The sequence below is a fragment of the Streptomyces sp. NBC_01788 genome, from assembly GCF_035917575.1.
In the GTDB taxonomy this organism is placed as follows: Bacteria; Actinomycetota; Actinomycetes; order Streptomycetales; family Streptomycetaceae; genus Streptomyces.
This window is the reverse complement of sequence record NZ_CP109090.1, coordinates 4,762,150-4,787,270: the sequence shown is the minus strand read 5'-3', so window position 1 is coordinate 4,787,270 and position 25,121 is coordinate 4,762,150. Positions and strand designations below refer to the sequence as shown.

The following is a 25,121-nucleotide window of genomic DNA, read 5'->3' as shown; positions in this document are numbered from 1 at the left end:
CCCACCGGTGGGCGGCCAATGTCACACGGCGTCCGGTATCGGCAACGGCCGCTTCTCGATCGCCGCCGCCATCACTTCCGGGAACAGGTCGGGCGTGCAGGCGAACGCCGGTGCCCCGAGCGCCGCGAGAGCCGCCGCGTGCTCACGGTCGTAGGCGGGCGCGCCCTCGTCGGAGAGCGCGAGCAGCGTCACGAACTGCACTCCGGACGCCTTCAACGCGGCGACCCGTTTCAGCATCTCGTCGCGTATGCCTCCCTCGTACAGGTCGCTGATCAGCACGACCACCGTCTCGGCGGGCCGGGTGATCCGCGACTGGCAGTACGCCAGCGCCCGGTTGATGTCCGTGCCGCCCCCCAACTGGGTGCCGAAGAGCACGTCCACCGGGTCGTCGAGCTGGTCGGTGAGGTCGACGACGGCCGTGTCGAAGACGACCAGCCGGGTGCTGACGGACCGCATGGACGCCAGCACCGCCCCGAACACGGAGGCGTACACGACGGACGCCGCCATCGACCCCGACTGGTCGACGCAGAGGACGACCTCCTTCTTCACCGACTGCGAAGCGCGGCCGTAGCCGATCAGCCGCTCGGGCACGACCGTCCGGTACTCCGGCAGGTAGTTCTTGAGGTTGGCCGCGATCGTGCGGTTCCAGTCGATGTCGTGGTGGCGCGGCCGGCTGACGCGCGCGCTGCGGTCGAGGGCGCCGGTGAGCGTGGCCCGGGTACGGGTCGCCAGACGCTTCTCCAGGTCCTCGACGACCTTGCGCACCACGGCCCGGGCCGTCTCCCTCGTCGTCTCCGGCATCGCCTTGTTGAGCGAGAGCAGGGTGCCGACGAGGTGCACGTCCGCCTCCACCGCCTCCAGCATCTCCGGCTCAAGGAGCAGCGTGGCCAGCCCGAGCCGGTCGATGGCGTCCCGCTGCATGACCTGCACCACGGAGGAGGGGAAGTACGTCCGTATGTCCCCGAGCCACCGCGCCACCGAGGGCGCCGAGCCCCCCAGTCCCGCCGAGCGGTCCCGCCCCGTCCGTCCCGCCGGCGGCTTGTCCCCCTTTCCGTAGAGCGCGGCGAGCGCTCCGTCCATCGCCGCGTCCCGCCCCGACAGCGCGCATCCGGTGCCGTCGGCCGGGCCGCCGCCGAGCACGAGCCGCCAGCGCCGCAGCCGCTCCTGGCTCGCGTCCGTCACGTCGTACCCCTCTCCCACGGTCATCCCGCCACCTCCGCGAGCTCGTTGCCCGGCTTCTCCCCGCCGGGACCGGGTCCGTCGAGGCCCAACAGCAGCCGCAGCACGGGCAGTACGGCGTCCGCGCGCTCCTGGTCGGGTTCCTCGCCGAACCCGGGCACACCGCCCGTCAGGCCCCCGGCCCCGCCGCTGCCCCGCCCCGGACCGCGCCGGACCAGCTCGCCGAGCGTTCTGCGCACACCCGGTTCGTACGCCGAGAAGGTGCGCCGCAGCAGCGGCAGCACGTCCGTGAACGCCTGCGCCGGCACGCCGGTCAGCCAGTCGTCGACCAGTCCGAGCAGCCGCTCGTCGTGCACGAGCAGCATCCCGCCCCCACCTCCGACGAAGCCCTCGATCCACGCGGCCGCGTCGGCCGGCGGCGTGCCCGGCGACAGCGCGAGGCCCATGAGGCGCGCCGCCTGATCCTGCTCGACCTCCCCGTCGTCCAGGAGCAGCCGCACCGCGCGTCCCCGCAGCACCCCGGCGACGGTGTCCCGTCCGGAAAGAGTCCGGAGCACGGTGTGCCAGCGGGCGCGCAGGTCGCCGTGTCCCGCCTTGGGGGTGTCGTCGAGCAGGGCGACCGCGCCGTGCACCGCGTCCACATGGCGCCGTATCTCCTCGGCCGCGTCCGCGTCCAGTGCGACGCAGGCCGGGGGCAGGCCGACGAAGATCCGCTCGGCCAGGCCGGCCGCAACCCCGGCCAGCGCCTCGGTGTCCGTGCCGCGCACGTCCCCGTAGCGCAGGGAGCGAACCAGGGCCGGCAGCGCCTGGGCGAGGTGTCCGACGTCCGCGTCGAGCGCCGCCCGGTCGGCGAGCGCGCGCACGACCACAGGCAGCGCGTCGGGCAGTTCGGCGAGCAGGCAGCGCTCCGCGAGCGCGGTGACCTCGGCGAGGGCCTGTGCGGCCGCGGCGTCCGCCTCCGCCCTGGCGGTCGCGGCGGCCAGCACGGTCGTCCCCCACACCCCGGCCTCGGCGACGCGCACCGACAGCTCCGGCTCCCAGCGCAGCCACCAGGTCTCGCGGAACGTACCGGTGCTGCCCCGCGAGGCCGTGGGTTCCCCCCAGCCCACGCCCAGCAGCCGCAGCCGGTGGAGCAGCCTGCTGCGCCCGGCGTCGGTCTCCTTGCGCAGGTCGAGCTCCAGCTCCCGCTCCTGCGCCTCCGGTTTGAGCCGCAACCGCCGTTGCAGCCGGGCCAGATCGCGCTGCAACGGCACCGCGGGCGCCGCCTCCGGCACCGCGCCCAGCACGTCCCCGACCACCAGCCGGTCGTGCACCAGGGCCAGCGGCACGTCGGAGCCGTCGCACATCACGGCGCGCACCGCGTCCGTCGTCTCGCCCAGGCCCGGCAGCGGGCGGCCGCGCATCGCGGCGAGCGTCCCCGCCAGCCGCACCGCCTCGATGACGTGCGCGGAGGAGACGATCCGGTCCTCCTCACGCAGCAGTCCCGCCACCTTGGTCAGCCACCGCTCGACGGGCCGGTCAGGCACGTCGAACAGATGGGCGTACCAGCCGGGCGAGTCGATGCCCGCGCCGTAGCCGGAGGCCCGGGACAGCCGGCGGTGGGTCCAGGGCACCCAGGTCATGTCCGCCTTGACCTTGGGCAGGCCCTTCAGCAGGGCCCGGTCGGCGGCGACGGTCGCCTTCCGCCGGAGCGCGGGGAGGTGCCAGGCCCCGCACACCACGGCGAGATCGTCCCCGAACTCGCGCTGTGCGGCGCGCACTTGGAGGCGCATGTACGCCTCACGCGCAAGATCCCGGTGGTCCTCCCCGCTGGCGTACGCCTCCCGCAGCGCGTCCATGGCCTCCTCCAGCACCAGGAACGGGGCGAACGCGTCGCCCTCACCGGTGCCCCGGTGCTCGACCACGTCCTCCCACCAGCGCTCGGGATCGTCGTACCCGGCGGCCTCGGCGAGCGCGGCGAGCGGGTCGACGCGCACCGGGGCCTCGGCAGGGCACGCCTCCGCCGGGGGCTCCGCGGTCCCCTCCACCGCGGAGCCCTCCGCGTCGGCGCCGCCGTCCGCGGGCGGGGCGACGTCGTCCCTGCCCCACGCGAGCGTGTGCGTGGCCGGCAGGTCGATGAAGCGGGCGGGGACGTCGTGCTCCAGTGCCCAGCGGATGGCGACCCACTCGGGCGAGAAACCGGCCAGCGGCCAGAACGCCGAACGGCCGGGCTCGTCCACCGCGTGGGCGAGGAGCGCGACGGGCGGCCGCATGTCGTGATCGGCGGCGAGCGGGATCAGCGCGTCCGCCTCCGGCGGGCCCTCGATCAGCACCACCCGCGGCCGTGCCGCCTCCAGCGCGGCCCGCACCGCGCGCGCGGATCCCGGCCCGTGGTGCCGGACCCCGAGCAGCAGCGTGCCCGCGCCGTGCGGCCGTCCCCCGGCCTCCTCAACTCCCCTCACGCCGTCCCCTCCTCGTGCTCCCTCGTCCTCGCCCCCCGGTCCAGCTGGGCTCGTCGTCGGCGCGGGCCCGCGCCGTGCCGGCCGGCGGGCGTCCGGCGTGGGCCGGCCGTCCGGTGCCGCTCACGCGCTCACCTCCCGGCAGGCGCGGTAGAAGTCCTTCCAGCCGTCGCGCTCGCGGACGACGGTCTCCAGGTACTCCTGCCAGACGACTCGGTCGGCCGCCGGATCGCGGACGACGGCGCCGAGGATGCCGGCGGCCACATCACCGGCCCGCAGCACGCCGTCGCCGAAGTGGGCCGCCAGCGCGAGGCCGCCGGTGACCACAGAGATCGCCTCGGCGGTGGACAGGGTGCCGCTGGGCGACTTCAGCTTCGTCCGGCCGTCCGTGGTGACGCCGTCGCGCAATTCGCGGAAGACGGTCACGACGCGGCGGATCTCGTCGGCCCCGTCCGGGACGCCCGGCAGGTCGAGGGAGCGGCCGATCTGGTCGACGCGGCGCGCGACGATGTCGACCTCGGCCTCGGGGCTCTCCGGCAGCGGCAGCACCACCGTGTTGAACCGGCGGCGCAGGGCGCTGGAGAGGTCGTTGACCCCGCGGTCGCGGTCGTTGGCGGTGGCGATCAGGTTGAACCCGCGGACCGCCTGCACCTCCTCGCCCAGCTCCGGTATCGGCAGGGTCTTCTCGGACAGGATCGTGATCAGCGTGTCCTGCACGTCGGCCGGGACGCGGGTCAGCTCCTCGACCCGGGCGGTCATGCCCTGCGCCATGGCCCGCATGACCGGGCTGGGCACGAGGGCGTCGCGGCTCGGGCCGTGTGCCAGCAGCCGCGCGTAGTCCCAGCCGTAGCGGATCGCCTCCTCCGGGGTGCCGGCCGTGCCCTGGACCAGCAGGGTCGAGTCGCCGCTGACCGCGGCGGCCAGATGCTCGGACACCCACGTCTTCGCCGTGCCCGGCACGCCGAGCAGGAGCAGGGCGCGGTCGGTGGCGAGGGTGGTGACCGCGACCTCGACGATGCGGCGAGGGCCCACGTACTTCGGTGTGATCACCGTGCCGTCCGACAGCGTGCCACCGAGGAGATAGGTCGCGACGGCCCACGGCGACAACTTCCAGCGGGCGGGGCGCGGACGGTCGTCGTGTGCGGCGAGCACCGCCAGTTCGGCCGCGAAGGCGTGCTCGGCGTGCGGGCGCAGCGCCTGCGCCTCCGGTGTGTTCGCGGGCGCGGAGTGGTTCTGGCGCGGTGCGACGGGTGTCGGTTCGACGGACACAGACATGGCTGAGGCCCCCTCCAGCTCGGCCGGTTCGGATCTGTCACCAACCGTGCACCACGGCACTGACAACGCATTCTGACCTGCGCAAACCGGCTCGCCAGGTCGATTGTCAGTGGCAGCGTCTACCTTCGACGGCATGACTCAGCAGGGGGTGCGCTGGAGCGCGGACCAGGTGCTGTCACTGGCGCCTGACGCCGCGTCGCGCAAAGCGGGAAGCAAACTCGGCGCGGCCGGGCCGTGGTCCGAGGCGGGGTGTTCCGACGAGGGGGCGGTGTGGGGACTGTGCAAAGGCAGCGGCGGCAGGCCGTATCAGACGGTCGTCGACCTCGCGGGCGGTGCCGGGCCGGCGTACAAGTGCAGCTGCCCGAGCCGGAAGTTCCCGTGCAAGCACGCGCTCGGTCTGCTGCTGTTGTGGACGGGCGACGACGGCGCGGTGCCGTCCGGGCAGGCGCCCGACTGGGCCGGGCCGTGGCTGGCGGCCCGCGGGGAGCGGACGGCGCGGAAGCGGTCGGAGGGGGCCGCGGATCCGGCCTCCGGTTCCGCTGATCCACGGGCGGCGCTGCGCAGGGCGGAGCGCCGGGCCGAGCGGATCACCGCGGGGGTGACGGAGCTGGAGCAGCGCCTGGCCGACCTGCTGCGCGGCGGTCTGGCCCCGGCCGAACAGGCGGGGTACGGGCTGTGGGAGGAGACGGCGGCCCGCATGGTCGACGCGCAGGCTCCCGGGCTGGCGGGACGGGTGCGGGAGCTGGGGGCCGTGCCGTCGTCGGGGCCGGGCTGGCCGGTGCGGCTGCTGGAGGAGTGCGCGCTGCTGCACCTGCTGGGCCAGGGCTGGCTGGGCCGCGAGCGGCTGCCGGAGGGGTTGTCGGCGACGGTCCGTTCCCGGGTGGGCCTGCCCGTCTCCGCGGAGGGGCCCGCGGTGCGGGACCGCTGGCTCGTCCTCGCCCAGTACGACACCGCGGACGCGAGGCTGACCACGCGCAGGATCTGGCTGCACGGCGCCGGCTCCGGGCGGACGGCTCTGCTGCTCTCCTACGGCGCGGCGGGCCGGGCCCCGGAGCTCGCGCTGCCGGTGGGTCAGGCCCTGGAGGCGGAGGTCTCCTCCCATCCGGGCGCGGGACAGCCGCGGGCGGTCCTGGGCGAGCGGTTCGCGTCCCCGGCGCCCACCCGGATCCGTCCACCCGGTGTGACGACGGCGCAGGCGGCCGCCCGCTACGGCGCGGCGCTGCGGGACGATCCGTGGCTGGAGTCGGTTCCGGTGACGCTGCGGGAGGTCGTACCGGTCCCTGACGGCGAGTCCTGGCAGTTGGCCGACGCCACCTCCGACGCCACCTCCGACGCCACCTCCGACTCCGCGCTGCCCCTCACGCGCGCGGCCCGGACGCGTCCGGGTCTGTGGCGGCTCGTCGCCCTGTCGGGCGGCGCTCCGGTCACGGTCTTCGGCGAGTGCGGCCACCGGGGCTTCACCCCGTTGACCGCCTGGCCACGGGGCGAGGAAAAGATGGTGACTCTGTGCTGATATCTCATCAACCATCCGTGACATCAGCCCTGGCAGCGGGCTCGGAATGTCCGGCAAAGGAGTGACGTCACCGTGCTACGCGGGGCACTGTCGGCACAGCGGGAACCTCTCACCCAAAAGGCGCAAAATATCAGAGAGCATCCCATCTGAATATCTTTTCTCTTCCGCACCACGCATTTGTTCCACCCCAGGGGAAACCCGGTCCATGTGACCCTTCAACCACTCCCGGGCAGCCGGCGACGGAAAGGAAGCTCATGATCAGGAACTCCACCCCGCCGGAGGCGCCCGCCACGGGCGCCTGGGAGGAGTTGGTCACCACCGCCCTGCTCGGCACGGACCGGCGCACGCCCCCGGCCGGCGCGCCCGGACGGGCGGCGCCGGTGGCGCTGCTCGACGCGGCGGCCGTGCAGACCGTGCGGCGGCGTGCGGGGCTGCGCCCCGCTCCGGCGGCCCGGCGCCCGGAGCCCGCACCAAAGGATCCGCGTCCGCCGCTGCCCGCGGCTGCGGGCCGCAGGCTGGCCATGCTGCTGGCCGACCGGCCCGGTACGGCGGGTGGCCGCAGGGGCACGGCACCGGACCTGATGGAACTGCTGCCCCAGTGGCTCGCGGCGGCGAACGCCCACGGGTACGCCCCGCCCCCGGAAGCACTGCCCGCCCTGCTGGACGCCGCGCGGGGCCGTACGGACCTGCGCCCGGCCGCACTGGCCTTCGGCGGCCCGCGCGCACGGTGGCTGGCGGGCCTGAACCCGGACTGGCGGTTCGCCCTGCGCGCGGCCCCGGGCGCCGCCGCCGCGCCGGCCGGCTCCGAGGACGCCGGCCGCGTCCGGAGGCTGTGGGAGGAGGGCCTGTTCGCGGAGCGGGTCGCGCTGCTGGCGTCGATACGTTCGCGCACGCCCGCGGCCGCGCGCGAACTGCTCTCCGGCTCCTGGGCCACCGAGCGGGCCGAGGACCGGCTGATGTTCCTCGACTCCCTGCGGACGGGGCTCAGCCCGGACGACGAGGCGTTCCTGGAAGAGGCACTGGCCGACCGCAGCCGCAATGTGCGGTCCACGGCCGCGGAGCTGCTCTCGGCGCTGCCCGGATCCGCGCTCGCCTCACGGATGTCCGGCCGGGCCCGCTCCTGCGTGGCCGTCGACCACACACGCGGGACACCGACGCTCGTCGTCGAGGCGCCGCACGAGTGCGACTCGGCCATGGAACGCGACGGGATCGTCCCCAAGGCTCCGGCAGGGCGGGGCGAACGATCTTGGTGGCTGGGCCAGTTGGTGGAGGCGGCACCGCTCGCGACCTGGCCCGGACGGCTGGGCGGGCGCACACCGCGGGAGATCGTGGCCCTGCCGGTCGCGGACGGATGGCAGGGCGAACTGCACGCCGCCTGGTGCCGGGCGGCGGTGCGGCAGCGGGACGCACAGTGGGCGCGGGCGCTCCTCGGACCATCCGCGGCCTCCGACGCCGGCGGTCCCGGCGCGGTTTCCCTGGCCGAGCGCGCCAAGCTGCTCGGCACGCTGGACGCCGCCGAGCGTGCCGACTGGGTGGCCGGATTCATCGCGGCACACGGACTGCCCGAGGCGTTTCAACTGCTCGGGGTGTGCGCGGTGCCGTGGGCGGCACCGCTCGGGCGGGCGGTGGTCGACGCGCTCAACATCGCGCGGGACGCAGGGAGTTACCCATGGAGTTTCAGTGGAGTGATGGGGCTTGCCGAGCGGTGCCTGGATCCCGCGGAGGCGAGTCGGCTCGACGGACTGCTGGCGGTTCCCGACGAGGCGGAGGACGCGTCGCCGGGGGCCGGAGGGTACTGGGCGGAGGCATTCCAGCGGCTCGTGACGACCTTGCGGCTGCGCTCCGCCATGGCCGGGGAACTGGAGGCGGCGCGGGCCGGCTGAGTCCCGCTCCGGGTGAGGGCGGGTCTCCCTGGGGGCCGCGCCCCCAGGCCGGGCCGCTCGCACCCGGCCGGCGCCGGGTGATCCCACGGGAGCCGCCGGCGCTACGCCTCGGCGGGCTGGCGGACGTTCGCCCTGACCCAGTCGACGATCGACTGGGTGGTCGCGCCCGGGGTGAAGATCTCCGCGACGCCCTTCTCCTTGAGCGGCGGGATGTCCGCCTCCGGGATGATGCCGCCGCCGAAGACGACGATGTCCTCCGCCTCGCGCGCCCTGAGCAGTTCGATCACCGCGGCGAACAGGGTGTTGTGCGCGCCCGAGAGGATGGACAGGCCGATCGCGTCGGCGTCCTCCTGGATCGCCGTGTCCACGATCTGCTCCGGGGTCTGGTGGAGCCCCGTGTAGATGACCTCCATACCCGCGTCGCGCAGGGCCCGCGCGATCACCTTGGCGCCCCGATCGTGGCCGTCGAGCCCCGGCTTGGCCACCACCACGCGGATCGGACCGGCTGCCACACCCATCACTGCCTCCATGAAGCGACTACATCCATCCGTACCGACAAGTACCGCACACACGGCACGGACACCCCGCACCACACCGGCCGGGTAAGTGAACGAACGTTATCGCCAGCATCCCGCACCCGGCAGTTTCACGACGCAGAGGGAGGGGGAAATCACATGGTGGGACACTCCCCCGAGTTCACCGGCCAGGGGGGACCCGCAGGCCGCGCACCGTTCCCCGTCCGCGCGGCCCGAACGCCGCACTCCTGTGCCGCGGCGCGCGGAGCACTGCGGGAGCAAACACGACGGGAGCCGCAACGAGGTCGCCGCACCACCGCGCCGCAGGCCGCGCGCCGCGGTGGTGCGACGTATCGGCGAGGGCAGGAAGGGCACCCGGGACCGGTGGGGCACGGCAGCGCGAAGCCCGCCCGGCCGGCCGCCCCTACCGCGACTGCCCACGAGGGCACACGGGGGACAGGGCCGTCCTCCAGCGTGCCGACAGGAGGTCGGCCATGAAGGTCACCAGGGTCGCGGACCCCATTCTCCCGCTCTGCCGGTGTCTGCTGCCGTGCAGGCTGGCGGGGCTCTCACTGGCTCTGCTGAAGGCGACCGCCCTGGAGCTCGCGATCCTCGCGGGCCATCTCCTGCTCTATCCCTCGGGCATCGTCCAGGAGCGCCGCGGCGCCTCCGGCGCGCTCCCGGAGCCCGCTGGCGCCGCCCAGCTGCCGACCGAGGCCAAGCCACCGGTCGTGCTGCTGCACGGGTTCATCGACAACCGCTCGGTGTTCGTCCTGCTGCGCCGCAGCCTCGCCCAGCACGGCAGGCAGCGCGTGGAGTCCCTGAACTACTCACCGCTGACCTGCGACGTCCGCACCGCGGCCGAACTGCTCGGCCGGCACATCGAGGAGATCTGCGAGCGCACCGGCAGCAGGCAGATCGACGTCGTCGGGCACAGCCTCGGCGGGCTGATCGCCCGCTACTACGTGCAACGGCTCGGCGGCGACCTGCGGGTCCGCACCCTCGTCACCCTCGGCACCCCGCACTCCGGCACCCGGGTCGCGCCGCTGGCCAACGCCCATCCGATCGTGCGGCAGATGCGCCCCGGTTCCGAGCTGATCGAGGAGCTGTCACGCCCCGCGCCGGGCTGCAGCACCCACTTCGTCAGCTTCTGGAGCGACCTCGACCACCTGATGGATCCGCTGGAGTCGGCCTGCATCGACCACCCCGACCTGAAGGTGGAGAACATCCAGGTGAGCGGAGTCGGGCATCTCGCCCTGCCACTGCACCCCGCCGTGGCGACCGGGATACGACAGGTCCTCGACACCGCACGCCCCGGGGACCCGACCGCCAAGCGCGCCGGCGGAGTGACCGTCGCCTGACAACCGGCCCCTTGGGATCGAACGCAGCTCGAACACAGAGTTAAAGCCGTCTCCACACACCGGCGAAACACGGCTGAATGCCCGTTTCCCACATCGGGGAAACCTGCGGAAGATTGTCGCGCCCTCATACCGCCGGGTACAGTCACCGCACTGCTCTGCCAGCCCCTGTTGTCGAGGCGAAAGAGAAGTTGGTGAACGACCGTCACCCGTCGGGGAGCGCGACCGCCCCGGCTCCGGCCTCCGATGCCGCCTCGACGCCCTACGCGTCGTACAACGGACAGGAAGCCGCGTACGGCGACTTCACCTCCTACGGCGACTACGGCGCCACCGGTTTCCACACCGGCACGTACGCCCCGGCCGACTACGCCGCCGACCATCTCCACGAAGGCTTCACGGGCGCCGAGGCGCACACCACGGGTACGTACGACACCACCGGCTGGACCGCGAACGGCCACCAGAGCCCGGACTACGACCCGTACGCGGCTCAGCACCACACCGCCTACGACACCGGCGCGTACGACACCACCGCCTGGGCGACGGGCTACCAGCAACTGGCCTCCGTCCCGGCGCAGTCCGCCCCGGTCGACACCAGCGGCCAGTGGGACGCGCACACCTGGCTCCAGCCGGATCAGACGGCCGTCGCCGACGCCACCCAGCAGTGGGACTGGAACACGCAGACCTTCGACACCGGCGCGTACGACGCCACACAGTGGAACGGCGACGCCACCACCACGGTCGCCGAGAACTTCGACGCGCCCGAGCCGCACGAGCCTCAGGGCGACTTGGCGGAAGAGGAACCGGCCGCCACCGTCGAGCCGGACGCGGCACCGCCGCTGCTCGACGACGAGGAAGAAGTCACCCCCGCCCCGCCTCCCGCTCCACGAGCGGCCTCACGGGCCGCGGGCCGCTCCCGGCGCCGCCCCCCGGCCAAGCGCTCCGCACTGCTCACGGTGGCCGTGCCCTCGGTCTGCGTGATGGGTGTCGCCGGAATCGCCGCGGCCTCCGTGGGCGGACTGACCGAGGACGGCAAGGACAGCGCGGCGGCCACGCCCGACGTGCACCCGGTCAAGGCGTCCACCGCCAACAACAAGCTGGACACCCAGCTGCAGAGCGTGTCCGCAGGGGCGAACGACTTCGCCGACCGGGCCAGCCGGTACCAGGAGCGCATCGACCTCAAGGCGCAGCAGGAGTCCGAGAAGAAGAAGGCGGCGGAGGAGGCGGCCCGTCTGGAACGGCTGCGCCCCAAGTTCGCCGTCCCCGTCCTGCAGAGGGGCCTCAGCGCCTACTTCGGCCAGGCCGGCGTGAACTGGATGTCCGTGCACACCGGCATCGACTTCCCCGTGTCGTACGGGACGTCGGTGCTGGCCGCCACCGACGGCACGGTCCGCACGCAGTGGAACAGCGCCTACGGCAACATGATGATCGTGACCGCGATGGACGGCACGGAGACGTGGTACTGCCACCTCTCCAGCTACCAGGTCCCTTCCGGTACGACGGTGAAGGCCGGACAGCCCATCGCGTACTCCGGGAACTCCGGCAACTCCACGGGCCCGCACCTGCACTTCGAGGTCAGGCCCGCGGGCGGGTCGCCCATCGACCCGCTGTCGTGGCTGCGCAGCCACGGCCTCGACCCGACGTAGGTCCCGCCCCCCGCTACAGCTTCTCCACCGGCGCGTACCGCAGCAGCAGCCGCTTGGCCTTGCCGTCGCCGAAGTCGATCGTCGCCTGTGCCTTGTCGCCCGTGCCCGCGACGGCCACCACCGTGCCCAGGCCGAACTGGTCGTGCGTGACCCGGTCTCCGACGGCGAGGGCCGCCACCGGCTTCTCCGAGGTGCGGCGGGTGGCGAAGCCCGAGGCGCCGGACGCCGACGAGCGGGAGCGGGACGAGGACAGCGAGGCCGCCACCGAGGACGCCGGACCGGAGGACGCGAAGCCCGAGCCGCCCGTACGCTTCCAGTCCACGTGTGCCGTCGGGATCTCCTCCAGGAACCGGGAGGGCGGGTTGTACGACGGCTGGCCCCAGGCGCTGCGCATCGCCGAGCGGGTCAGGTACAGCCGCTCCCGCGCGCGCGTGATGCCGACGTAGGCGAGGCGCCGCTCCTCCTCCAGCTCCTTGGTCTGGCCGAGGGCCCGCATGTGCGGGAAGACACCGTCCTCCATGCCGGTCAGGAAGACCACCGGGAACTCCAGGCCCTTGGCGGTGTGCAGGGTCATCAGGGTGATGACGCCGTCGCCGTCCTCCTCGTCCGGGATCTGGTCGGAGTCGGCGACCAGGGCGACCTGCTCCAGGAAGTCGGAGAGCGCGACCGGCTCCCCCTCACCACGCTCCTGCTCGAACTCCAAGGCGACGGCGGCGAGTTCCTGGAGGTTCTCGATACGGGTCTCGTCCTGCGGGTCGGTGGAGGCCTGCAACTCGCCCAGGTAGCCGGTGCGTTCCAGGACGGCCTCCAGGACCGTGGCCGGTCCGGCGCCCGACTCGACGATCGTGCGGAGGTCCTCCATCAGCGTGTTGAACCGCTTGACCGCGTTCGTGGAGCGCGCGGCCATCCCGTAGGCCTCGTCGACGCGGCGCAGCGCCTGCGGGAAGCTGATCCTCTCCCGCTGCGCGAGGGCGTCGATCATCGCCTCGGCGCGCTCGCCGATGCCCCGCTTGGGCACGTTGAGGATGCGGCGCAGCGGGACGGAGTCCTCCGGGTTGGCCAGGACCCGCAGGTAGGCCAGGACGTCCCGGACCTCCTTGCGCTCGTAGAAGCGGACGCCGCCGACGACCTTGTAGGGCAGGCCGACGCGGATGAAGATCTCTTCGAAGACACGGGACTGGGCGTTGGTGCGGTAGAAGACGGCGACGTCGCCGGCCTTGGCCTCGCCCGCGTCCGTGAGCCGGTCTATCTCCTCGGCGACGAACTGCGCCTCGTCGTGCTCGGTGTCGGCGACGTAGCCCGTGATGCGGGCGCCCGCGCCGGCGTTGGTCCACAGGTTCTTGGGGCGGCGGGACTCGTTGCGCTCGATGACCGCGTTGGCGGCGGACAGGATCGTCTGCGTGGAGCGGTAGTTCTGCTCCAGCAGGATCGTCGTCGCGTCCGGGTAGTCCTCCTCGAACTGGAGGATGTTGCGGATGGTCGCGCCGCGGAAGGCGTAGATCGACTGGTCGGCGTCACCGACCACGCACAGTTCGGCCGGTCGCAGGTCGTCCTCGGCGGGCGGCACGTCGGCCACGTCCGGGGAGTGTTCGCCGGTGCCGACCAGCTCCCGTACCAGGGCGTACTGCGCGTGGTTGGTGTCCTGGTACTCGTCGACCAGGACGTGCCGGAAGCGGCGGCGGTAGTGCTCGGCCACGTCCGGGAAGGCGCGCAGCAGGTTGACCGTCGTCATGATCAGGTCGTCGAAGTCGAGGGCATTGGCCTCACGCAGCCGCGACTGGTAGAGGGCGTAGGCCTGGGCGAGGGTCTTCTCGAAGCCGTCGGTGGCCTGGGCGGCGAAGTCCTCCTCGTCGATCAGCTCGTTCTTGAGGTTGCTGATCTTGGCGCTGAACGACTTGGGCGGGTAGCGCTTGGGGTCGAGGTCCAGGTCGCGGCAGACCAGGGCCATCAGGCGCTTGGAGTCGGCGGCGTCGTAGATCGAGAAGGAGGACGTGAAGCCGAGCTTCTTGCTCTCCCGGCGCAGGATGCGCACGCACGCGCTGTGGAAGGTCATCACCCACATCGCGTTGGCGCGCGGTCCGACGAGCTGCTCGACGCGCTCCTTCATCTCGCCGGCGGCCTTGTTGGTGAAGGTGATCGCCAGGATCTGGCCGGGGTGGGCGCCCCGCTCGGCCAGCAGGTGCGCGATCCGGTGCGTGAGCACACGGGTCTTGCCGGAACCGGCGCCGGCCACGATGAGCAGCGGGGAGCCGGAGTGCGCCACGGCGGCGCGCTGGTTGTCGTTCAGCCCCTCCAGGAGCGCGGCCGCGTCCACGACCGGCCGGTGGGCGCCGTCGCGGTAGTAGGCGTCCCGGTCCGGGGGCACGTCGAACTTCCCGCCGAACAGATCGTCCGGAACCGGCTCCGGAGCGTGATCGTCCTCGGGCGGTGGCGGGGGCTCTTCCTCGTGGCCGCGGGGGGCCTGGAGATCCGCCAGGAAGCTGTCGTCAAAGAGGCTGCTCATCGCTCTACGAGTCTAGGGCGCCCCACCGACAACCCGTGGCCGCCCCGGAAAGATGACCGTTCGACGAGGCCGAGACGAAGGTCACGAAAACGTATCGGACATACCGCGCATCAACCTTCACACACGCCACACAAGTTGGTTAGCGTGCGGTCTGACCGCATGATCGTCACCGGGGGACTCGCCTGACGACGCGGCCTCCACACGATCCACCCGCCCTCGACGGCCAACCGGCAGGCGGACGATGGAAGGAGTCGCCTCCCTTGGCGTCGCACAGCAGCACGCGGCCCGCCGCAACGCCCGGACCGGGCACGCGCGGGGCGGACGGCGCCGGGCCGAGCCCGGAGGAGATCGAGAGGAAGCTCGACTACCTGTACGGCCGGGCGGGGTCGTCCACCGCGCGGAGGGACACCGCGGAGAAGGGCGGCGCCCAGAAGAGGGGAGCGAGGCAGCGCGGGCTGGTCGCCGCGCTCCTCGACGACGTCGCCAAGCGCACCGACATGCTCGGCTGGGCGCGCGAGATGCTCGGGTCCTTCGCGGCGGCCCCGAACCGCAGCGGTGACGACACCCCCGAGACCGCCGCCCGGCTGCTCACCGAGACCCCGCAGGGCTACTTCGACCAGGCCCAGCTGATCGGCCGGCTGAACGCACGCCGCGAAAGCCTGGCCGACGGTCCCGGCGCGCGTCCGCCCGCGCCCGAGGCCACGGCACCTGTTCTTCCCGAGCCGCCGGACGAGCAGCAGCACGACATCGGCGCGTCCAAGGCGGTCGTCCAGCGGAAGCTGGCACACGCGCGCGTACTGCTGTCCGCACACCACGCGCACGAGGCGACCCCCACGACCGAGCCCGCCCCGCAGCCGCAGGCGGCAGAGGACGCGCAGAACACCACCACCTCGACTCCGCAGGCCGCCGGCACGACCTCCGGAGCCCCGACCGGCATGCCTCCGGAGCACGCGGCCGGCGGGCTTCCGGAGCAGGCGGTCGGCGGGTTCCCGGAGCAGGCGACTGGTGCGTTCCCGGAGCACGCGGCCGGCGGGTTCCCGGAACAGACGGCCGGCGCGTTCCCGGAGCAGACGGCCGACATGTTCCCGGAGCAGACGGCCGGCGGGTTCCCGGAACAGGCGACTGGCGGGTTTCCGGTGCAGACGCCCAACGTGGCCCCGGAGCAGGCGGCCGCCATGTCCCCAGTGCACGCGCCCGGCATGTCCTCGGAGCAGACGCCCAGCATGACCTCGGAACACGCGGCCGGCGTGTTTCCGGAGCAGACGCCCGGCATGTTCCCCGAGCAGGCATCCGGCGTGCTCACGGAGCAGGCATCCGGCGTGCTCACGGAGCAGGCATCCGGCGTGCTCACGGAGCAGGCATCCGGCGTGCTCCCGGGGTGGGCGCCCGGTTCCATGGCTGCCACCAGGGCCGATCAGGCCCTCGCCTTCGCCCGTGAACAGATCGGAAAGCCGTACGTGTGGGGGGCGGCGGGTCCGGGGTCGTACGACTGCTCCGGTCTCACCCAGGCCGCCTGGAAGGCCGCGGGTGTCACGCTGCCCCGAGCGGCCCGCGACCAGGCCCAGGCCGGTACGGCGGTTCCGCTCTCCGAGGCCCGGCCCGGAGACCTCGTCTTCTTCGCCTTCTTCGACGACCCGGAGCACGTCGGCCTCTACGCCGGTGACGGCGTGCTGATCCACGCGCCGAGGCCCGGCGACCGCGTCCGCGAGGAGCCCGTCCACCACGACGGCGCATCGGCGGCGCACCGCGTGGTCCGACCGGCCTGAGGACGGCGCGTCCCGTCCTGCAGGCTGTCGACGGACCATTTTTGTGCGTACCCGCGCGCGTGCCCCGCGCGTGGGCGCGCGAAGCTCCTTAGCATCGGGCCATGCCCGGCACCTCACCCTTGCGCGCCTGGTTGGCGCAGCGCCCTCCGCCGGCCGGTGCCGCCGTGATGGCCACCGGCATCGTGTCGGTCGCCCTGCATCTGGCGGGCTACGAGCTGCTGTCCCGCGTGATCCTCGCAGTGGCCTGCTTTGCCTGGCTGACGCTGGCGGCGGACTTCGTCCTGCGGCTGCTGGGCGACCGGTCGCGGTGGATCAAGGATGCGGGGACGCCGGGCGCCCTCACCGCTGTCGCGGCGACGACCGTGCTCGGGACCCGTTTCTCGGCGCTGGGGTGGCAGACCCTCGCGGAGGCGCTGCTCGCGCTGGCCTTCGTACTGTGGCCGGGGCTGCTGGTGCTGGTGGTCCGCAACTCCCGGCGGCCGATGCCCGGAGCGGTGTTCCTGAGCTGCGTGGCGACCGAGGGCCTGGCCGTGCTCGCCGCCACGCTGGCCAAAACACAGGGGGTGGCCTGGCCGGCGTACGCCGCGCTGGTGCTGTTCTGGATCGGGCTCGCGCTGTACGTCTTCGCGCTGTGCTGCTTCGACCTGCGGCAGCTGCTCGAAGGACACGGGGACCACTGGATCGCGGGCGGCGCCCTGGCGATCTCGGCACTCGCCGGCGCACGGCTGGTCACCGTCGGCTCGGGCAGGTACCTGTGGGACGGCGACGACAGCGGTGTCCTGCGGACGGTGACCCTGGCGCTCCTCGTGCTCGACCTGTGCTGGTACGCCGTCCTGGTCGTCGCCGAACTTGTACGGCCCCGGCCGCGCTACGACGTGCGCCGCTGGTCGACCGTGTTCCCGATGGGCATGACGGCGGCGGCGACCATGTCCGTCGCGACCGCCGCGAACGTCCCGTCGCGGGGGCTCGGGGAGGTGCTGATGTGGATCGCGGTGGCGGCGTGGCTGGCCGTCGCCGCGGGCGCGGTCCTGGAGGCGCGCACGGAACTCAGGGCGCTGCGCTGACCGTCACGTCCACAGCACGGCGATGAAGATGTTCGCCACGGTGAGCCCGCCCACCAGGCCGAACAGGCTCTTGTCCACCTTCTCGTCGTCCCGCTTGACGTAGACGAGGCCGAGGATCACGATCAGCAGCGCCAGCTTCACGCCGATCTTGATGTTGTCGACGTGGTGGCCCTGGGCCTGGTTGAGGCCGACCAGGATCGCGCCGGTGGCCAGCATGGTCAGCGCGCCGTGCAGCATCGCCGGCACGAACCGGGCCGTGCCCCGGCCCATCGCCTTCATCTGGGTGAGGAAGCCGCCGAGCAGTGCGGCGATACCGACGATGTGCAGACCGACGAAGAGATGGATGAGTACGTCCATGACTCGGGAGCCTAACCAGCGGCCTGCCCGCCCCCGGCACCGGCCCGTCCCAAGCGATCCGCATATATGCGAGCCATAGCACCTCGTCCGGCCCGAATGCCCCGGAAACGCCCGCATCGGTCATCGCAGCACGCGAAGGCGGCGTCCCAGGAACCGATTCGCGGTCACATACGGTCAGCCCGCGATCCCCTGGCGCCACTTCCGTACATGACCTCACCAAGCGGTCACCGAGCGGCTTAGCTCCTCCCCCAGGTGACCGGCGTCACCGCCGCCCGGGCCAGGGGCGGCGGCCGGACACCACCGCCGAGAGGTCCGGCGGCGGGCTGCTCCCCTGTGCGGCCCGCCGCCGGACCAGGACCCCGCCTCAGCAGGCCGGCAGAAAGGACGTGACGCTCCAGGTGGCAGCGCACCGCAGGCTCCGACAGCGCTCGCTCGGCGGGAGCACCGTCCGTACGGCCGCCACGATCGCCCTCGCGGGCGCCGCGACGGCGACCGGCTTCGACGGCACCGGGCACGCCGCTCCGCGGCCGGCGCCGGAGCAGATCAAGGCCACGGTGGACACGCTCTACCGGGAGGCGGAGACCGCCACCGAGAAGTACGACGGGGCGAAGGAGAAGGCGGACACGGCCGAGAAGCGGCTGAGGGAACTGGGCGACGAGGCCGCCCGCAGGCAGCAGAAGCTGAACACCGCCCGCGACGCGCTGGGCACGATCGCCGCGGCGCAGTACCGGGACGGCGGGATCGACCCCGTGGTGCAGCTGCTCCTGTCCGACGACCCCCGGCAGTACCTGGACGGGGCCGAGTTCGCCGAGCGGGCCGGCGTCCGGCAGACGGCCGCCGTGTCCGACGTGCGCCGGCAGCTACGGGAGATCGGCCGGCTGCGGGGGGACGCGCGGATCGAGCTGACCTCACTCCGCTCGCGGCAGGCGGAACTGCGGCGGCAGAAGAAGACGGTCACCACCAAACTGGACGAGGCCCGGCGACTGCTGGCGGGACTGCCCCCGCAGCAGCGCGCCGCGATCGCCCAGGGCGGGGACACGGGGCACGCGACCCGCCACGGCTCCGGTGCCCGGGATCCACTCGTCGGTGACCCGGCGTCGGTCACCGCCCCCGGTGCCCGCGCGGCGACGGCCGTCGCCTACGCCTACCGGAAGCTCGGCAGCCCCTATGTGTGGGGCGCGACCGGGCCCGACGCCTTCGACTGCTCGGGCCTGATCCAGGCCGCCTACCGCTCCGCCGGGGTGGCGCTGCCCCGCACCACCTACGCCCAGATCAACGCGGGCAGCCGCATCCCGCGTTCCGCTCTGCGCCCCGGCGACCTGGTCTTCTTCTACTCCGGTGTCAGCCACGTCGGCCTCTACGTCGGCAACGGCCAGATGATCCACGCACCCAACCCCTCGGCCCCGGTCCGCCTGGCCCCGATCGACCAGATGCCCTTCGCGGGGGCGACCCGGGTGGCATGAAGGGCGCCGGGTATGGGGGCCGCCTGGCCGGGATGCGCGCCGGCGGTCGGCGGCACCCACTCGCAAAGGCGTGCCTACCGGCGGCGAAGGTCACACCAGCCGGCGTGCCGTCGCCCAGCGGGTCAGCTCGTGGCGGTTGGAGAGCTGGAGCTTCCTCAGCACCGCGGAAACGTGGGACTCCACCGTCTTGACGGAGATGAAGAGCTGCTTGGCGATCTCCTTGTACGCGTAGCCGCGGGCGATGAGCCGCAGCACCTCGCGCTCACGCTGGGTGAGGCGGTCGAGGTCCTCGTCGACCGGCGGGGCGTCGGTGGAGGCGAAGGCGTCGAGGACGAAGCCGGCCAGGCGCGGGGAGAAGACGGCGTCGCCCTCCTGAACCCGGAAGATCGAGTCGATCAGGTCGGTGCCCGTGATCGTCTTCGTCACATAGCCGCGCGCTCCGCCGCGGATCACGCCGATCACGTCCTCCGCCGCGTCCGACACGGACAGCGCGAGGAAGCGTACGGGCCGCTCGGTGTCGGCGGTCAGCGCTGCGCAGCGCCGCAGCACCTCCACCCCGCCGCCCCCGGGCAGGTGGACGTCGAGCAGGACCACCTCGGGCCGGGTGGCGGTGATGACCGTGACCGCCTGGTCGACGTCCGCTGCCTCGCCGACGACCTCCACGCCCGTCTGCTCGGTCTGGCCGATCTCGGCCTGGACCCCGGTGCGGAACATGCGGTGGTCGTCGACGAGGACCACGCGCACGTGTCGCCCGCCCGCCCCCGTCGTCTCCGCTCCCGCCGTACCGTTCGCCTCGGTCGGGTCACTCATCACGTGTTCTCCGCCCTCTCCATCTCCAGCTCGACCTCCGTGCCGCCGTCCGGCACGGCCCGCAGCCGGGCCGTCCCCCCGTTGCGCTCCATACGGCCGATGATCGATTCTCTGACGCCCATCCGGTCGGCGGGTATCGCGTCCAGGTCGAAGCCGGGTCCGCGGTCCCGCACGGACACGAAGACGGTCCTGCCCTCGACCTCGGCGTAGACCTGGACGGCGCCGCCCTCGCCACCGTACTTGGCGGCGTTCACCATGGCTTCCCTCGCGGCCTGCATCTGGGCGCTGATCCGCTCGTCGAGCGGGCAGTCGCCGACCACGACCACCTCTATGGGGACGCCGTGCTTGTCCTCCACCTCGGCGGCGTTGCGCTTGACCGCCTCGGCGAGGGTGGCCGGTTCGTCGGCCTCGTCCTTGCCGTTGCCCTCCGGCTTGTACAGCCACGCGCGCAGGTCGCGCTCCTGGGCGCGGGCGAGGCGGCGCACCTCGCCCGCGTTCTCCGCGTTGCGCTGGATCAGGGTCAGGGTGTGCAGCACCGAGTCGTGGACATGGGCGGCGACCTCGGCCCGCTCCTGGGCCCGGATGCGCATCAGGCGCTCCTCGGAGAGGTCCTGGGTCATGCGCACGAGGTAGGGACCGGCGAGCAGGGTTATGCCGACCAGGACGGCGAGCGCCGCCTGGAGGACCGAGCCGAGGTGGGCGGCGGACCCCTGCATCACGAATATGGCCGAGACGCCGGCCGTGACCAGCAGGACGCCCGCGCCGGCGCGGGCCAGGGTGAGCGTACGGCGGCGGCGGCCGACCTCGACCCAGCGGGCCCGGCGGGCGTTGTCCGCCTGGCGCCAGACCAGGGCGACACCCGCGGCGACGAGGACGGCCGGCAGGAGGTAGGCCTTCGCCCCGTTGCCCGGATTGACGCTGCCGACGAAGACCATCGCCACGACGACCATGAGGAGCAGGGCGACGATCTGGCCCTTGTCCGGCTTGCGGGCGATGATTCTGCGGCGGCCGTCCGGCGAGGTCTCGGTGGTGACGAGGGACGGCGGCTTCTGGTCGCCGACGCCGCCGACGCCGAGGGGCACGAAGAACCAGAAGGCCGCGTACACCAGCGCGCCGAGGCCGTCGGCCATGAAGAGGCCGACGAAGACCAGCCGCACCCAGACGACGGGCAGCCCGAGGTGCCCGGCGAGGCCCCGCGCCACTCCGCCGAGCCAGCGTCCGTCGCTGCTGCGGTAGAGCTTGCGCGGCGGCCGCGGGTCGTCGAGGGGCGCTGCTGCGGCTTCCGGCATGCCACTGATGGTCACACGCCGGGCGGTGCGGGAGCATCAGGGTCCGCCCCCTAGACTCCCCTGATCTTCGAACCTGCCCTTCCAGCCCGCTCCTCGCGGGCACCCGGATCGCGGCACGGAAGCCGGTCGAACGCATCCCCGGCCGCGGCTCAGGGGCGAATCAGGGTTCGCCCAGGGTCGTCCCGGCTCCCGCCACGGCCGCGCGCCCGTCACCATGGACGCATGACGAATCACCAGCACGCCGCGAAGAGGCCGGAGCCCGGCTCCGGCCCGGGCCCGTCCCCGGGCACCGGACCAGGGGACGCCGTGCCCGGCGCCGGCGCGGGTGCGGGTGCGGAGCGCGGCCCGGGGGCGACGCCGGGAGCGCACTTTGAGGCCGATACCGGGTCGGACGGCACCGAGGGCGTGCCGAGGTTCCGGCGGCACCGGGCACACCGGATGATCGGCGGCGTCTGCGCCGGTCTGGGCCGGCAGTGCGACATGGACCCGGTGATCTTCCGGATCACGCTGGCCGTGCTGGCGGCGACCGGCGGCATAGGCCTCATCTTCTACGGCTTCGCCTGGCTCTTCGTGCCGTACGACGACGAGGACGAGAACGAGGTGCGCAAGCTCCTCACCGGCCGGGTGGACGGACCGGCGCTTGCGGCCGTGCTGTTCGCGCTGGTCGGCTGCGGGGTCTTTCTGTCCATGCTGGGCAACGGCAGCGTGCTGACCTTCGGCGTCGTCCTGTCCCTGCTGCTCGCCGGCGCCGGGTACTGGTCGCAGCACCGCGGGGCTCCCAGCCCCGATCCGCTCGCCGCCCAGGCCGTCGCCGACGCCCCGCCGGAGGCCCAGGCGCCGCCGGTGCCCGCCATCCACGCCTCCTGGTGGCGCGACCCGATAGTCAAGGACGGCACCCACGTCGGCGGCACGGGATATCTGTGGGGTCCCCAGGACGCGCGCGGCCGGAACGACCGGGGTGGCCGTGACGGCCGGGACCGCTGGGACTTTCGGGACGTCTCCGCTGCCGTCAGCATCGGCCTCGGCGCACGCGCCGGCACGCACGGCGGCGCGTACACACGTCCCGTACGCACCGAGCCGCCCCGTCCCCGCGGCCCGCACGGGATCGGCGGCTGGGTGTTCCTGCTGGCCCTGACCGCCGGCGTCCTCGGCACCCGCCTGACCTGGGACAACCACGCCCTGAACACCAGCCTCCAGACCGGTCTCGCCTGCGCGCTCGCGGTCCTCGGCCTGGGCATGGCGGTGAGCGCGTTCCTGGGGCGGACGGGCTTCGGTTCGATACTGCTGGCCCTGGTCACCGCGGCGCTGCTCGCCGCTTCCACGGCACTTCCGAAGGACGTCACCACGCAGTGGGGGCACCGCACCTGGCAGCCCGCGGCGACGGCGGAGGTCCGGCCCGAGTACCGCCTCGGCACCGGGGAGGGCACCTTGGACCTGAGCCGGATACGCCTCGGCAAGGGAGCGACGGTGACGACGAAGGCGCAGGTGGGAGCGGGCCGGCTGCGAGTGATCGTGCCCGCGGGTGTGACCGTGCGGGCGAACATCGAGGTGGGGCTCGGCGACATCCAGCTGCCGGGCGACTCCTCACAGGACGTGGACGTCGCTCCGGGCCGGCACCAGCAGGTCACGCTGCCCGCGACCGCGGGCAGCAAGAACGCCGGGACCGTGGACCTCAGGCTCCACGTCGGCATGGGACAGGTGGAGGTGAACCGTGCTGCGCCATGAGTTCCAGCCGGGGAAGCTGGTGTCCGGTGTCTTCCTCACCGGCGCGGGCGTGGTCTACGCGGGAGACGCGGCCGGCGCCTGGCACGTCCCGTCGTTCCTGCTGGTCCCGATGGTCGTCGGCGGCCTGTGCCTGGGCGGTGCGGCGGCGGTGGTGAACAGGGCCGTGCGCAGGGACCGGGACGCCCGCCGGACTCCCGGCGGAGCGGGAACGGAAGGGACGGGCTGAGCTACTGGTACTCCCCCGCCATTCGCCGTCGCCGTGCCCGCAGCGCGGCGTCGGCGGAGAGCATCGGGGCGCCGGCGAGGACGAGCGGCAGCCAGGCCATCAGATAGGCGAGGTCGTTGCCGTAGTAGTAGGGGGTGGTGGGCCAGCTGACCGTGAGCCACAGGCTGAGGGAGATCAGCGCGCCGCCGAGCGCGGCCAGGCGGCCCAGCAGACCGATCAGGGTGCCGAGGCCGACGGCCAGTTCGGCGAAGGCGATGGTGTAGCCGAAGCCGACCGGGTTCTTCAGGGCCAGGTCGACCAGGGCCGGGACGGCGGCGGAGTCACGGACCGCGCGCATCGTCTCGCCGATCGACCCGGGGCCGGTGGCCTGCATGAAGCTGCTGGAGGTGAGCTTGTCGAGGCCGGCGTAGATGAAGGTGACGCCGAGGAAGACACGGAGAGGCAGGAGGGCGTAGCGGGCCGCTGTGTCCCGCCAGGTTCGGTTCGGTTCAGCTTGCATGGTCCGGGTCTCCGTACGAACGTGGGTCATCGCTGCGAGCCGCCTCTCACCGCCGTCGTATGCGTCCCTCAATCGACCATACGTATGCGAGGCAGGGCCCGCTCAATCCCACGGGGAGGTTTTTCCGGCTTACGCGTGACTTCGGCTCATGCGTCCCAAGGAGTCGGTGTGCTGACGGCCCTCCACAAAACCATCGCGCCCGATCCGCCGGAGGTGTCGCCCGCCGTCATTTCGTCGTTCCGCTGCCCCGTTGCTCCGTCACTCCGTCACTCCGTCACGTCGATCGTGTACCGGTTCGTCTCCACGCCCGCCGCCGTGACCACCTGCACCTCGACCCGGCCCGGTTCCACGTCCGCCGGGACGGGCACGGTCAGTGCCGTGTCCGTGGGGTTGCTGAAGCCGCCCGCGACCGGGACCAGGGGTACGTGCACGTTGACCGGGCCGATGCGGACCCTCATACGAGCCAGCCGGTCGGCTCCCTGGGCACCCGGCGGGACGAACCCGGCGCCCCGGATCTCGATGTCGTCGCCGGTCCGGATCGGCGCGTCCAGGTCCCCGGCCTCCCGGGCCCGGACCACCGAGAGGACGACGGGCTGCCCGCCGTCCGCGTACTTGCCCGCCAGGTAGGTCGCCGCGGACACCAGCACGACCACCGCCAGCCCCCACGGCAGGTCGGGCAGCTGGTCGGGGCGCCGGGCCAGCCGCACCGCCGCGAACACCAGCGCGACGGCACTGATGACCACGTACTGGATGTCCGTGAAGGCGCCGCGTCCCGCGTCGTCGGTCAGCAGGTCGGCCGCCCGCGGCCGGTCCGCACGCACCTTCTGGAGCCGCTGCCCCAGCACCCGCAGCCCGACCACCCGCCGCACCAGGACCGCGATTCCGGACACCACGGCGAGCACGGTGACCACACCGGCGCCGCGGGCCAGGTCCAGCCCGGCGATCAGGGCGTCGCGCTCGGTGTGGTCCGAGGCCGCGGCGAGCCGGCCCGCCAGCACCAGCACCGCGTACGCGACGAAGAGCACCCAGCCGGCGGCCACCGCGCGGGAGGTGGAGAGCCGGTTGTCCTCGCCGATGACCGGGGCGAGCGCCCCGCCGCGCGCCCGGTGGAGCCAGGAGGCGGCCGTCAGCGCCCCGGCCACCAGGACGGCCGCCAGCAGTCCCGCCGTCCTGGCTGTGCTCCAGCCCGCGCCGACCGCCGTCAGCGCCTGCACCAGAAGCAGCAGGACGACCACCGCCCACACCGTGTACGCCGTCCAGCGCCACAGTCGCGCCAGCCAGGCCTCTCCCTCGGCCCGCCCCCGTTCGGCGACGAGTTCAGCGGACTGCGTCAGCTCCTCCGAGACCCACTGCCGGGAGGCCGACGCCGAGTGCGCCACGGCCGCCGGCAGGCCGTGGCCCGCGGCGAACTCGTCCCGCTTGAGAAGGAACGCGGCAACAGCCTGCCGGTGTCCCGCACGCGCCCCGTGCGGGCAGTCCCCGCAGGTGCAGCCGCCCCCGTGGGCGCCCACGCCGCCCCTCGCCTCCTGCACCGCCACGCCCGACGCCCGCCTTCCCCGGATCCCGCGGCCCGGCCGCGGCAACAACACCCCTATGCAGAAAGCGAATTGTGCCC

General features: G+C 73.2%; 19 protein-coding genes. 9 read left to right on the top strand and 10 right to left on the bottom strand.

Going from position 1 to position 25,121, the window contains the following annotated elements:
• Window positions 1-21: 21 nt before the first annotated feature.
• The 3 genes from OIE49_RS21800 to OIE49_RS21790 all read right to left on the bottom strand — a co-directional run bounded on the left by OIE49_RS21800 (window position 22) and on the right by OIE49_RS21790 (window position 4,892).
• Window positions 22-1,206 (bottom strand): VWA domain-containing protein, encoded by a 1,185-nt coding sequence (locus OIE49_RS21800; RefSeq protein ID WP_326803738.1) that lies wholly within the window; start codon window positions 1,204-1,206, stop codon window positions 22-24.
• Window positions 1,203-3,620 carry a DUF5682 family protein gene (locus OIE49_RS21795; RefSeq protein ID WP_326803737.1) on the bottom strand — a complete coding sequence of 806 codons (2,418 nt, stop codon included), beginning with the start codon at window positions 3,618-3,620 and terminating at the stop codon, window positions 1,203-1,205. The genes OIE49_RS21800 and OIE49_RS21795 overlap by 4 nt, the downstream gene beginning before the upstream one ends.
• Before the next feature lie 120 nt (window positions 3,621-3,740).
• The gene (locus OIE49_RS21790) at window positions 3,741-4,892 is read right to left on the bottom strand and encodes an AAA family ATPase (protein WP_326803736.1); all 1,152 of its coding nucleotides are present in this window, start codon (window positions 4,890-4,892) and stop codon (window positions 3,741-3,743) included.
• Between the two features lie 133 nt (window positions 4,893-5,025).
• On the opposite strand from OIE49_RS21790, the gene OIE49_RS21785 reads away from it, so the two are divergent.
• On the top strand, window positions 5,026-6,405 hold the full coding sequence (locus tag OIE49_RS21785) for an SWIM zinc finger family protein (protein ID WP_326803735.1): 1,380 nt from the start codon (window positions 5,026-5,028) through the stop codon (window positions 6,403-6,405).
• A gap of 254 nt (window positions 6,406-6,659) precedes the next feature.
• Complete coding sequence (locus OIE49_RS21780; protein ID WP_326803734.1) at window positions 6,660-8,288, top strand: DUF5691 domain-containing protein; 1,629 nt, start codon at window positions 6,660-6,662, stop codon at window positions 8,286-8,288.
• A 101-nt stretch (window positions 8,289-8,389) separates the two neighbouring features.
• On the opposite strand, the gene OIE49_RS21775 is transcribed toward OIE49_RS21780, so the two are convergent.
• The gene (locus OIE49_RS21775) at window positions 8,390-8,806 is read right to left on the bottom strand and encodes a cobalamin B12-binding domain-containing protein (RefSeq protein WP_100569825.1); all 417 of its coding nucleotides are present in this window, start codon (window positions 8,804-8,806) and stop codon (window positions 8,390-8,392) included.
• A gap of 491 nt (window positions 8,807-9,297) precedes the next feature.
• Here OIE49_RS21775 and OIE49_RS21770 point away from each other — a divergent pair, with 491 nt between their 5' ends.
• Together OIE49_RS21770 and OIE49_RS21765 are read left to right on the top strand one after the other, a co-directional pair.
• Window positions 9,298-10,164 (top strand): esterase/lipase family protein, encoded by an 867-nt coding sequence (locus OIE49_RS21770; RefSeq protein ID WP_326803733.1) that lies wholly within the window; start codon window positions 9,298-9,300, stop codon window positions 10,162-10,164.
• A 77-nt stretch (window positions 10,165-10,241) separates the two neighbouring features.
• Complete coding sequence (locus OIE49_RS21765) at window positions 10,242-11,804, top strand: M23 family metallopeptidase (protein ID WP_326803732.1); 1,563 nt, start codon at window positions 10,242-10,244, stop codon at window positions 11,802-11,804.
• 13 nt (window positions 11,805-11,817) lie between these two features.
• Here the strand turns inward: OIE49_RS21765 and pcrA are convergent, their stop codons facing one another.
• Window positions 11,818-14,307: a DNA helicase PcrA gene (gene pcrA / locus OIE49_RS21760; RefSeq protein WP_326803731.1), complete on the bottom strand. Its 2,490-nt coding sequence runs from the start codon at window positions 14,305-14,307 to the stop codon at window positions 11,818-11,820.
• A gap of 260 nt (window positions 14,308-14,567) precedes the next feature.
• On the opposite strand from pcrA, the gene OIE49_RS21755 reads away from it, so the two are divergent.
• A complete protein-coding gene (locus OIE49_RS21755) occupies window positions 14,568-16,073 on the top strand; it encodes an NlpC/P60 family protein (protein ID WP_326803730.1) in 1,506 nt (501 codons plus the stop codon).
• 101 nt (window positions 16,074-16,174) lie between these two features.
• The gene (locus tag OIE49_RS21750) at window positions 16,175-17,137 is read left to right on the top strand and encodes a tellurite resistance/C4-dicarboxylate transporter family protein (protein WP_326803729.1); all 963 of its coding nucleotides are present in this window, start codon (window positions 16,175-16,177) and stop codon (window positions 17,135-17,137) included.
• A gap of 3 nt (window positions 17,138-17,140) precedes the next feature.
• Here OIE49_RS21750 and OIE49_RS21745 read toward each other — a convergent pair whose 3' ends face one another.
• Complete coding sequence (locus tag OIE49_RS21745; RefSeq protein ID WP_326803728.1) at window positions 17,141-17,494, bottom strand: hypothetical protein; 354 nt, start codon at window positions 17,492-17,494, stop codon at window positions 17,141-17,143.
• A gap of 386 nt (window positions 17,495-17,880) precedes the next feature.
• Here OIE49_RS21745 and OIE49_RS21740 point away from each other — a divergent pair, with 386 nt between their 5' ends.
• Window positions 17,881-18,957: a C40 family peptidase gene (locus tag OIE49_RS21740; protein ID WP_401785217.1), complete on the top strand. Its 1,077-nt coding sequence runs from the start codon at window positions 17,881-17,883 to the stop codon at window positions 18,955-18,957.
• Between the two features lie 90 nt (window positions 18,958-19,047).
• On the opposite strand, the gene OIE49_RS21735 is transcribed toward OIE49_RS21740, so the two are convergent.
• Together OIE49_RS21735 and OIE49_RS21730 are read right to left on the bottom strand one after the other, a co-directional pair.
• A complete protein-coding gene (locus tag OIE49_RS21735; protein WP_100569819.1) occupies window positions 19,048-19,767 on the bottom strand; it encodes a LuxR C-terminal-related transcriptional regulator in 720 nt (239 codons plus the stop codon).
• Window positions 19,767-21,056, bottom strand: coding sequence for an ATP-binding protein (locus OIE49_RS21730; RefSeq protein ID WP_326803727.1), 1,290 nt, complete (start codon window positions 21,054-21,056; stop codon window positions 19,767-19,769). The genes OIE49_RS21735 and OIE49_RS21730 overlap by 1 nt, the downstream gene beginning before the upstream one ends.
• 222 nt (window positions 21,057-21,278) lie before the next feature.
• On the opposite strand from OIE49_RS21730, the gene OIE49_RS21725 reads away from it, so the two are divergent.
• On the top strand, window positions 21,279-22,781 hold the full coding sequence (locus tag OIE49_RS21725) for a PspC domain-containing protein (protein ID WP_326803726.1): 1,503 nt from the start codon (window positions 21,279-21,281) through the stop codon (window positions 22,779-22,781).
• Window positions 22,768-23,007 carry a hypothetical protein gene (locus OIE49_RS21720; RefSeq protein ID WP_326803725.1) on the top strand — a complete coding sequence of 80 codons (240 nt, stop codon included), beginning with the start codon at window positions 22,768-22,770 and terminating at the stop codon, window positions 23,005-23,007. The genes OIE49_RS21725 and OIE49_RS21720 overlap by 14 nt, the downstream gene beginning before the upstream one ends.
• 1 nt (window position 23,008) lies before the next feature.
• Here OIE49_RS21720 and OIE49_RS21715 read toward each other — a convergent pair whose 3' ends face one another.
• Window positions 23,009-23,536, bottom strand: a complete 528-nt coding sequence (locus OIE49_RS21715) for a DoxX family membrane protein (protein ID WP_326803724.1) — start codon at window positions 23,534-23,536, stop codon at window positions 23,009-23,011.
• Between the two features lie 236 nt (window positions 23,537-23,772).
• The gene (locus tag OIE49_RS21710; RefSeq protein ID WP_326803723.1) at window positions 23,773-25,044 is read right to left on the bottom strand and encodes a hypothetical protein; all 1,272 of its coding nucleotides are present in this window, start codon (window positions 25,042-25,044) and stop codon (window positions 23,773-23,775) included.
• Window positions 25,045-25,121 lie beyond the last annotated feature (77 nt).